The following is a 10,312-nucleotide window of genomic DNA, read 5'->3' as shown; positions in this document are numbered from 1 at the left end:
TCGCCTCGATCGTCTGACCGTGGACGGCCGCGACGGCCCGGCGCCACGCGATCTGAACGCGATCATCGAACCCGGCTCGGTGACGGTGCTGACCGGACGTAACGGCGCCGGCAAGAGCACCACCCTGCAGGCGATCGCCGGCATCAGCGTGCCATCATCGGGTCGGGTCATCGTGGACGGCGTCGCCGTCGCCGACCTCGAGCCGGCCGCATGGTGGGCGCAGCTGTCCTGGCTTCCGCAACGCCCGGTGCTCTTGCCGGCGCCGTTACGTCCGGTCAGCACCGTCACCGAGCCGGGTTCGATGATCGCGTTCAGATCGCGTGGCGCCGGGCCGTCGCGGCCGTCCACGGTCAGACGATCGAGGCGAATCCGCGCGCCGCGCGCGCTGACCGCCTGGGTCCTGGCCTTCGACACGGTCGGCTCGCCGATGAGGGCGAACGCCGCACCGGCGGCGGTCCTGCCGTCCTGCGCGGCGTGAAATTCCACGCCGATGCGGCGCAGTGGCCAGTAGACGTCCGGCGCGAGTAGCAGGACGGTTAAGCCGGTGGTCAGGGTCAGCTCACCGAACACGAGCCGAAGACCTATTCCGACGGCGATCAACGCCACCCCGAGCGTGGCCAACAGCTCCAGCACCAAAGCCGACAGGAATGCGATCCGCAGCGTCGCCATGGCCGAACGGCGGTGCGCGGCAGCCAGTTCGGCGATGCGGTGCTCGGGCCCCCACGTGCGCCCCAGCGCGCGCAGCGTCGGGATGCCGGCGATCAGGTCCAGCACCCGGGCCTGCAGCGTCGTCATCGCGGCCAGCGCCGCGGCCGATCGGTCAGCGGTTGCGAGTCCGATCAGCACCATGAAGATCGGTATCAGTGGCAGCGTGATCGCCACGACCACCGCCGATTTCAGGTCGTATGCCGCGATCACGGCGACGGTGGCCGGGGTCAGGATAGCCGCGAGCAGCAATGTCGGCAGGTAGCCGGTGAAATAGGGGCGCAAGCCGTCCAGGCCGCGGGTGACCACAACGGCGGCCGAGTCGCGTTGCGCTGCGAGTTCACTCGGTTGCCTGGAGGTCACCGCGGCAAGCACCTGACCGGACAGTTCGGCGATGACCGCGCTCGCTCCGCGTTGCCCCAGCCGGGCCTGGAGCCAATGCGTCACCGCGCGGATTACCCAAAGCGCCAGCAGGATTGACAGCGGGCCCAGGAAGACGTGCAAGTTCCGGGCGGCGGGATCGCCGACGGCGCGGGCGACCACGCCCGCCAAGACGATCGCCGAGCCGATCGCACAGCCGGAGATCAGTACGCCGCAGCCCACGACGGCGACCAGGTAACGGCGCACCGCCACCGACGCCCGCCACAGTCGCGGGTCTAGGGGCGCCCGGCTGGTACGGTCCGTACCGCTCAGGATGCGCGCCTTGCCAGGCCGATGGGCGCGGGTATCCGGTCAGCCGAGATCCGTTGCCGGAATATCCAATACGACCAAGCTTGGTAGATCACCGTCAGCGGAGCCATGAACACCGTCACCCACGTCATGACTTTGAGGGTGTAGTGGGTGGAGGAGGAGCTGTAGACGGTCAGGCTCCATTGCTGGTTCAGCCTCGAGGGCACCAGGTTCGGATACAGCGACGCGAAGAGCAGGATCACCACCGCCGCCACGACCAGCGCGACGCAGGTGAACGCCCAACCATCGGAGGCGCGCCGCCACACCAGCAGCACCGCAGCCAGTTGCGCCAGCACCGCCGCGGCCAGTACCCCCCAGCTCCAGTCCTTGCCGTGAGCCAGCTGCGTCCAAAGTCCAAAGGCCGCGACCAGCCCGGTGACGGGAAGGGACAACCAGATGCCGAATCGGTATGCGTCGTCGCGGATGGCGCCGGAGGTCTTCAACGCAACGAACGTTGCTCCGTAGAACAAGAACAAACCGGTGGTGGCCAAGCCGCCCAGCACCGTGTAGACGTTGAGCACATCGGTGATCGAGAGGTGAATGTGGCCGTTGGCCTCGACCGGCAGTCCACGCACCAGGATGGCGAACGCAACGCCCCACAAGAAGGCCGGCAGCCACGACCCGGCCGCGATGCCGACATCGGCCCAGCCGCGCCATTTGGTGTCGTCGATCTTGCCGCGCCACTCGATCGCCACCGCACGCACGATCATGCCGAACAGGATCGCCAGCAGCGGCAGGTAGAGCGTGGAGAACACGGTGGCATACCAGCCGGGAAAGGCCGCGAACATGGCCGCGCCGCCGACGATCAGCCAAACCTCGTTGCCGTCCCACACCGGTCCGATGGTGTTGAGCGCCGTGCGGCGCAGCGGTTCGGGCTCACCGATGCCGATGCGCGCGAACGGTTCCATCAACATGCCCACGCCGAAGTCGAAGCCCTCGAGGATGAAGAATCCCAGGAACAGCACCGCGATGATGCCGAACCACAACTCCTGCAGTCCCACCGTCTCAACTCCTTTCGGCGTCGGTTAGGCCCTGGTCAGTACGCGAAAGACAGTGGTGCCACTTCGTCATCGGTGGGCACTTGCGGGGGAGCGGGTTCCGCATCGTGTTCCAGCGGCCCCTCGACCACGTAGCGCTTGAGCAAGAAGAACCAAAGAACGGCGAGCACCGCATAGACCAGGGTGAAGGTCAGCAGCGATGTCATGACCATGCCGGGCACGTTATTCGACACCCCTTCGCGGACCGTCATCCGAATCAATTGGTCCCCAGTGGGATTGGGCGCCACCACCCAGGGCTGACGGCCCATCTCGGTGAATACCCACCCCGAAATGTTAGCCAGGAACGGCGTGGGGATGGCGACTAGGGCGAACCAGGACATCCAGCGGCTCTTGGGTGTTCGACCACCGCGGGTAACCCACAGCACGGTCAAGGCGAACAACACCGGGATCGCCAGGAACCCGATCATCGCCCGGAAGGACCAGTAGGTGACGAACAGGTTCGGCCGATAGTCGTCGGGTCCGAAGCGCTGCTGGTACTCCTGTTGCAACTCGTCGACCCCGCGCAGCGTGACGCCGCTGAACTTGCCCTCGGCCAGGAACGGCAACACGTAATGCACTTTGATGACTTCGGCGACGCTGCCGCAGTTGTTGTGCGTTCCGATCGTCAGCACGGAGAAGTCGGGATCGGTCTGCGTGTGACACAACCCCTCGGCCGACGCCATCTTCATCGGCTGTTGCACGAACATCAGCTTGCCCTGCCGGTCACCGGTGAAGAACAGGCCGAGAGTGGCGAGCAGCACCACCCCGCAGCCCAGGATGGCCGCCGGACGAAACATGGTGCGGGCGTCGGTTTGCGCATCGGGTACCGCCGACTCGGTCTTGCGTGAGCGCACCATCCACCAAGCGCTGACCGCGGCGACGAAGGTGCCGGCAACCAGCAGTGCACCGGTCACGGTGTGTGAAAAAGCCGCTTGCGCAGTGTTATTGGACAGCAGTGCGAAGATGTCGTCCAGCTCGGCGCGACGCGTAACCGGGTTGTAATGCGCGCCCACCGGGTGCTGCATGAACGAGTTCGCCGCGATGATGAAGAAGGCCGACGCGTTGACGCCGAGCGCGACAATCCAGATGCAGGCAAGGTGTATGAGTTTCGGCAGTCGGCTCCAGCCGAAGATCCACAGCCCGATGAACGTGGACTCGAAGAAGAAGGCGAACAAGCCCTCCATCGCCAGTGGCGCGCCGAAGATGTCGCCGACGAACTTCGAGTACTCCGACCAGTTCATCCCGAACTGAAATTCTTGGACGATCCCGGTCGCCACGCCGATGGCGAAGTTGATCAGGAACAGCTTGCCGAAGAACTTGGTCAGTCGATACCAGGCGGTATTACCGGTGGCCACCCACACCGTTTGCATGATGGCGATCAGCGGTGCCAAACCTATGGTGAGCGGCACGAAGATGAAGTGGTAGACGGTAGTGATACCGAACTGCCACCGCGAAACATCGACGACATTCATCTTTCAGCTCCCCAGACTGCGGAGGCCCGCTCAACGGCTACGACAGAGTGTAGTAGATGAGCCGGTGCCAACGCTACCTGCGCCCCGCTCAGCCGGCCAGGGTTTTGGACGCCTTGCGGATACCGAACGACGAAACGATCTCGAACACGCCGATGACCACAAACCACGCGCCGACCACGATGGCCAGGGTGAAGAGCGACTCCAGCGGCGAGGCCAGAATGACGATGCCGGCGAGCAGGCTGATGATGCCGACGAAAATCGACCAACCTCGCCCCGGCAGGTGCGGATCGCTTATGGCCGAAACCGTGGTGCCGACGCCGCGGAAGATGAAACCGATGCCAATCCAGATGGCTAGGAACAGGATTGCGGTCAGCTGATCCTTTCCGAAGTGCCGAAACGCCAGGACAGCGAGTATGAGTGCCGCCGCCCCACTGATGAACAGCAGGATTCGGCTTCCCGCCGAGACATGGAGGCTGAACGCGAAGAAAACCTGTGCTGCACCGGTAATCAGCAGATAGACGCCGAACATGATGGCCGCGACAAGAATGGTTCGCCCCGGCCACGCCAACACCAGGACACCAAGGACAAGTGACAGAATTCCCGACAGCAGAGCGGATTTCCACAGATGCGGCAGCAAGCTCGGAACGGGGTGGGTTCCAGGAGAGCCAGGGGAGATAGTCATGGCCGCAGTCTGGCACAAACGTGCGCCGTGGTACAGGGACTTTGGTCAGACGTGAACGGTGCGTGGATCCTCGGCACGCAGGTCGGTGGGTTCTTCGCCCGCCCTGCGGCCGATTAGATACCAGGTGCGCATAACGCCCTTGCCCTTGATTTCGATGCGGCCGCGCTCTTGCAAGACGAAGTCGTGTTTGAGGCGCTCGTACATCCCCTCGGGCACCTGGATTCGGCCCACCGAATCGGTGGCCTCCATCCGCGAGGCGACGTTGACCGCGTCGCCCCACACGTCGTAGAAGAACCGGCGCGAACCCACGACGCCGGCCACGACGGGACCGCAGGCCATGCCAATCCGCAACGGGACCGCCTGGCCATGCGGATCATCCAGTGCAGCAGCAACATTGGCCATGTCGATCGCGAAATCGGCTAAGGCGAAGGCGTGATCCGGCCGCGCCCGCGGGACGCCGCTGACCACCATGTAGGAGTCTCCGCTGACCTTGATCTTCTCCAGGCCGTGCTTGTCGACCAACTCGTCGAAGGCGCCGTACAGGCGGTCCAGGAACCGCACCAGGTCCGCCGGGGCTGTGCTGCTGGCGCGTTCGGTAAAGCCGACGATGTCGGCGAACAAGACGGAGGCCTCGTCGTACTTGTCGGCGATGACGTTTCGGTCGGCGCTCTTGAGACGCTCGGCGATGCTGCCCGGCAGCATGTTGGCCAGCAGGGCCTCCGAGCGCTGGAACTCGGATTCCATCACCGTCTCGGCGCGCTGCGTGTCGCGCAGCGCGTACCACACCGTGATGAACACCATCACGCAGGCGGAGATGATGGTGACGACGAACATCATGGACTGTGCCCAGGCCGGTATCAGACCAGTATCGCGCGGAACGAGAAATTCCAACCCGATGACGAGGCCGGCGGCGATCGCCGCCAGGCTTGCGGCCAAGGCGATGTGTTCAAGGCCCAGCAGCAACACCACCAGGCAGGCACCCACTATCAAGAAATATTGGGAGCCTGATGAGGTGCCCGCATCCCAACAGCTGGCGGAGACGGTGACGTAGGCCGCGCCGATAAAGGTCAGCGGCGCGACCAGATCACCGAAGCGGTGCAGCCACGGTACGCCAGCGAAGATCGCGGCCGAGACGACGTTGAGGAGGATCATCTGCCATATCCAGGCACCGGTGACCACCTGCAGCACGACGAAATTGGCGCTGACTATGACCGCCAGCCAGGCAGCGATCGTGAGCACTCGATACTGGCGTGCGGCACTATCGGCGTAGTGCTGATTACGGTCGCGTGACTGGGCGCGCGCCGCGGCCACGCAGTCCGGGCGCTCCGACGAGCCGTCTGGGCGTGTTGGTGGGGCACCACATTTCCTGGCCGCCACGGGTGTAAGCCTAACCGCTCAGCTGCACGCTCGGCGGCTGCCTCACGAAAAATCGGGAATGAGCAAACCGCCCGGCCGGGTGAATCCCGCTTTTCAGCTCGCCATCGGAGGTCGCCGTTCCGCGTACCGCACCGACTCGCGGATAGGCCGATATCCGACCAAATCGCCTTTTCGCGCCTGGGATTCCAAGCGAGGTCTGCGAGCAACCGGTCGAGCACTGGACCTGGCATATGTGGCGGGCCGGCGGTTTTCTTGCCGCTTGCGCCGCAACCGGCTTTTCTTCATCCCACGGCACCGCGCAAACCACGCGATCGGCTTTCCCGCCGCACAGATCGGGGCCAGTAGCGCCAACGCCACAAAAATGGCTTGCTGTACATGTGACACTTCCGTTCTCCAATCCTCGGCGGGCCGACGCGATCACCCCTGCGACGCGGCGACATGCATGAGCGTATGAGAGGGCGTCGAAGACTCCAGCTAACGACGCGCCAAATTTGTACCCGCGAATAGTCACTTTTTGATAACCGTCGCGATGTCGGCATCTTCGGACCGGTGGGCGCAAAGTACCGCCGGCAAACCGCGAAGGAATTGCCAGCACCAATTTTGCTGATTGACGTTTGGTCCAAAGACCGTAGACGATTACTTACATCTTGGTCCGCCAAACTTCAATGAATTCAAAGCGCAGTAGGGCGTCGTCCCGGTCGGGGAAGACTCGCATGCGATTCGGTCGTGATTCGGTCAACGCCGGCCGACGCGGCGGGGTCGGCCGGCAGGACTAGTAGCAGCACTAGGCAAGGGGGCGCCGGGCTAGCCCGCCTGCCAGTATTCGTTCATCGGCTGGGCGAATTTGTCATTGTTCGTGAGCCGGGGAAGTTGCAGTGAGTCTTCGATCGTGCGGAGCAAGCTGTAGTGGTTGTTGTAGCTGGCGGCAACGATGTGGCCTTGGCGCATACCGGAATTCGGTGAGGGGATGACGATCATGGGGACGTGGTTGCCTTCGTTGCCGATGCCAAGCGAAAGGTTGTTGTAGTCCTCGTCCCACGTGATGAAGATGGCGCTGCGCTGCGTTTTGAATGCGGGCGAGTTCAGGATCGTGGGCAACGTGGCCGCGAGGAATTGGTCGCCGGCCTTGATGTTGTATTGGTGATCCGTCAGCAGGCTGATGATGAACTCGAGGTTGACCGGGCCTTCCATGTTGTGGTCTTCGTCCGCGGCCCACCACACGTAGTTCGGAGTGGTGGCGGGCGAAGCGAGATCCGTAGCCATCCGCTCCAGCGGCAGCACGTGCGCCTGGCAGCGAGCATCGTTGGCGACGATGTCGTGGAAGGCGAGAAATGGCAGTTCACCGGGGCTGTAGGGACCGGCGGACTGCTTGAAGCATGGCTGCGGCATGGATTGCTCGTAGGAAGCCCAACCCCCGTGCACTGCCTCGATGTTGTCGACCAGGTTGGGCTTGTCGAAGCAGTCCATCTCGCAGTTGTAATTGAAGCCGAAGTCGGAGCCGCCGAGGATCGGGTAGTAGTTCGGAAGGCTCGGATGGGTTTGCGCGTAGTAGTTTTTGCCGTATCCGTAGTTGTTGATCAGGCCGTTGGTGTATGGCGCATTGCGGCTGCCGACGATGTCCTTCACGCCATGGTTCTCTAGATAGATCATGAATACGTGGTCCAGGGGGCCGACTTTCGACGCCGGTGGCGTCGGCGGGGGTGGGAGAGGCAACGGGGCGCCGACGCTGAACGAGATGTTGTCGGCGTAGGCGTTGTTGTAGTTGCCGATTACCGGGTTTCTGTCCTTGAGGGTAACGACCACGTTCGCGCCGCGGGCTCCCCGGGGAATCGTCCCGGTGGTCTCACGTTGCAGGAGCGTGGTTTTCAAGCGGCGATCCAGCACCGTGACCGGCCCGATCTTGCCGGTGCCCAGCGGCGTTTGGTGGTCGGCCGCAATGAAAGTGACAGTGACCGACGCTTCGGACGGATCTTCAAGGAAACCTCCGAGCCATCCGCTCAGCATGTATGGCACTGTGCCGGTGTCGATTTGGGGCGCCGCACCGGACAGGTCGACGAATTGGGTGAGCGTCGATGTCGCCACATTTCCACCGCCGAAGAATTGCGTGGCGCCGTCGGGGGGTCCGTTCTGTGCCCGTGGAAATCCCAGGGCCGCAGGCAGAGTCGGACCCGGCGACCCCAGCGGCCACGGCAGGCGGCGCACGGTGCCGTACTTGATCACGGTCGGTGTGCCGCTCACGGTCCACGCCGGGATGGACACCGAACTGTATGCCGACAGGGACGGATCGCCGAACTCGGCACCCGGATTCATCAACAGATTTGGGCTCATCACAACGGCGGCGGACACTTTCGGCGCAGTGAACGCCGACAGCACCAGCAGGGCAGCCCCGGCGACGGCACCAGCCGCGCGACCAAGCCGACAGAACATCAGGTACCACCTCTGCGGTTGAGACGCCGCGAATTGCTCCGTCGATCGTGAGCTATGTCACGCCGAACTCCTATGTTGTTGCACGAATTGATATCCAGCAGTTGCCATTCGGTGACCGAGTCGGCGAACCGATTCTCGGTGCGATCGTGTATGGGCGATCTTGCTTCCGCGTAAAAACGCAACCCGTCACGGGCCGGTCAGCCACGGGGAGTAGGCGACGCGCGAGTGAATCGATGTCGCCCCGAGCGCCTGGTCCGCCGACATTGATAGGGCCGGGATGGCCCGCGCTCTCGACGCCGCGGACTGGCCGATCGTGAGGGCCGCAAGCGCGACGCCCAGACCATCGGACCCGCCGTTGCTGGCGGCTCATGGCCGCACGGGTCGGAAAAGGTAGGCCGCCGCCGTCGATCGACGTGGCGGATGCGCTGCCGGGATCAACGCGGTAACCTGACCGGTTGTATACATGTCTAACAGTCCCGCAAACCCCGGCGCGCCACCGCATTGCGCCCGGTTGAATCGGGTACCCAAATGACTCTGCCTTTGCGTCACGAAGACCTGGCCAAAGCTTTCGCCGGCCTCGCCGCTGAACTGCAGCTCGAGAAGGGGTCCACGGACACTCTGCAATCGATCGTCCATTCCGCGGCGCGAATCGTGCCTGGGGCGCGCTGGGCGGGCATCTCGCTCGTGGATGGCGAGGCGGTTGTGCCGAAAGTGCCTACCAGCCCCACTGTGGCCGAGCTTGACCGGATGCAGTCCGACCTCAATGACGGACCGTGCTTGACGTCTTTACGAGGTCACCACACCGTGCTCGTTGACGACATGCGCACCGATCCGCGCTGGCCCAAATATGTCCATGCAGCACGGCAACAGGGCATTCTCAGCCTGTTGTCATTCCGGCTTTTCGCCGAGGGCGGCAGCCTTGGCGCGCTCAACATCTACAGCGACAAAAGCTGCGCCTTCACCGAGGACTCGATCATCCAGGGCGAAGTTTTGGCCCAACACGCCGCGGTGGCCATGATCGGAGCCGCCGCGGAAACACAGTTCGAGGTCGGATTGGCTACCCGCGACATCATCGGTGAGGCCGAGGGCATTCTCATGCACTGGATGGACTTGACCAGCTTGCAGGCGTTCAGGCTACTGGTTCGTCTTTCGCAGCGGTCCAACACGAAACTGGCCGAAATCGCCCGCTTGGTCGTCGACAGCACCAATCGAAGGTGAAGCCGGCGAATCCCTGACCCCCGCCGCACCTTCCACCCAGGGTGCTGTCTTGGTTAGTCGACCTTTCCGGTCAGCTTGAATTCAGCGAGGGTACGCCGAGCCAGCTCGCGCTAAGCGTGCTTGGTGTTCTCGCCGCAAATCGCGATGAGTTGACCCGCGGCGGCGTGCTGCATTGACGCCTGAGTTCGACAAAATGGTTCAGCGTTTGCGCAATATTCCACACGCGTCAAACGACCGCGCTAGCATCAGCTAACCGACGGTACTTACATTCCCGCCGGCATCTCACCAGTAGAAAGGTGTGATCGATGAGGAAGATATTGAAAGCTGTTGCAGCGGCCGCAGTCCTGACCGGTGTGATGCTGGGGTCGTCGGGCTGCATAACGATTGACCTTGCGCCCCACGTCCTTGGCCCGGCAACTGGCCTCTGACGGCTGGTTAACATTGGCCGCTCGTTCGTCATTGACTGGACGACCGGCAACTTCCCGCGGCAATGCGCCCGCTTACATAGCGTGTGCAAAATCGCCACCAGTTGACGCGCGGCTGCCGGCTGGATCGCTACGTTTGGGCATCGTCGAGGATGGCCGCCAACGGGCGCACTACCGCTGTCAGGCCGGGCGTTCGGCCGCGGCTTGCGCAGTGTCGAGCTCAATGCGCACGGCAGCACC

General features: G+C 63.5%; 6 protein-coding genes and 2 pseudogenes. 2 read left to right on the top strand and 6 right to left on the bottom strand.

Annotated features, from left to right (window positions below):
* Positions 1–19: 19 nt before the first annotated feature.
* Positions 20–199: pseudogene (locus tag A5652_RS29270) on the top strand (ATP-binding cassette domain-containing protein); the annotation flags it as partial.
* Positions 200–246: 47 nt separating this feature from the next.
* On the opposite strand, the pseudogene A5652_RS21235 reads toward A5652_RS29270, so the two are convergent.
* The 6 genes and pseudogenes from A5652_RS21235 to A5652_RS21210 all read right to left on the bottom strand — a co-directional run.
* Positions 247–1,308 (bottom strand): annotated as a pseudogene (locus A5652_RS21235) (ABC transporter transmembrane domain-containing protein); the annotation flags it as partial.
* Positions 1,309–1,394: 86 nt separating this feature from the next.
* Positions 1,395–2,435 carry a cytochrome d ubiquinol oxidase subunit II gene (cydB, locus tag A5652_RS21230; RefSeq protein ID WP_067356254.1) on the bottom strand — a complete coding sequence of 347 codons (1,041 nt, stop codon included), beginning with the start codon at positions 2,433–2,435 and terminating at the stop codon, positions 1,395–1,397.
* 35 nt (positions 2,436–2,470) lie between these two features.
* Positions 2,471–3,943, bottom strand: coding sequence for a cytochrome ubiquinol oxidase subunit I (locus A5652_RS21225; protein ID WP_067356251.1), 1,473 nt, complete (start codon positions 3,941–3,943; stop codon positions 2,471–2,473).
* An 88-nt stretch (positions 3,944–4,031) separates the two neighbouring features.
* Complete coding sequence (locus A5652_RS21220) at positions 4,032–4,643, bottom strand: HdeD family acid-resistance protein (protein WP_369805845.1); 612 nt, start codon at positions 4,641–4,643, stop codon at positions 4,032–4,034.
* 27 nt (positions 4,644–4,670) lie between these two features.
* Positions 4,671–6,002 carry an adenylate/guanylate cyclase domain-containing protein gene (locus A5652_RS21215; protein ID WP_067356244.1) on the bottom strand — a complete coding sequence of 444 codons (1,332 nt, stop codon included), beginning with the start codon at positions 6,000–6,002 and terminating at the stop codon, positions 4,671–4,673.
* Positions 6,003–6,806: 804 nt separating this feature from the next.
* Positions 6,807–8,429 carry an alkaline phosphatase family protein gene (locus A5652_RS21210; RefSeq protein WP_067356241.1) on the bottom strand — a complete coding sequence of 541 codons (1,623 nt, stop codon included), beginning with the start codon at positions 8,427–8,429 and terminating at the stop codon, positions 6,807–6,809.
* Positions 8,430–8,957: 528 nt separating this feature from the next.
* Between A5652_RS21210 and A5652_RS21205 the strand changes: the two genes are divergently transcribed.
* Positions 8,958–9,647: a GAF and ANTAR domain-containing protein gene (locus A5652_RS21205; RefSeq protein WP_067356238.1), complete on the top strand. Its 690-nt coding sequence runs from the start codon at positions 8,958–8,960 to the stop codon at positions 9,645–9,647.
* The last annotated feature ends 665 nt before the right edge of the window (positions 9,648–10,312 follow it).

Origin of the sequence: Mycobacterium sp. 1165178.9 (assembly GCF_001673555.1) — a bacterium.
In the GTDB taxonomy this organism is placed as follows: domain Bacteria; phylum Actinomycetota; class Actinomycetes; order Mycobacteriales; family Mycobacteriaceae; genus Mycobacterium.
Note: the sequence above shows the minus strand (reverse complement) of the source record. Positions and strands in the feature narration are given on the sequence as shown.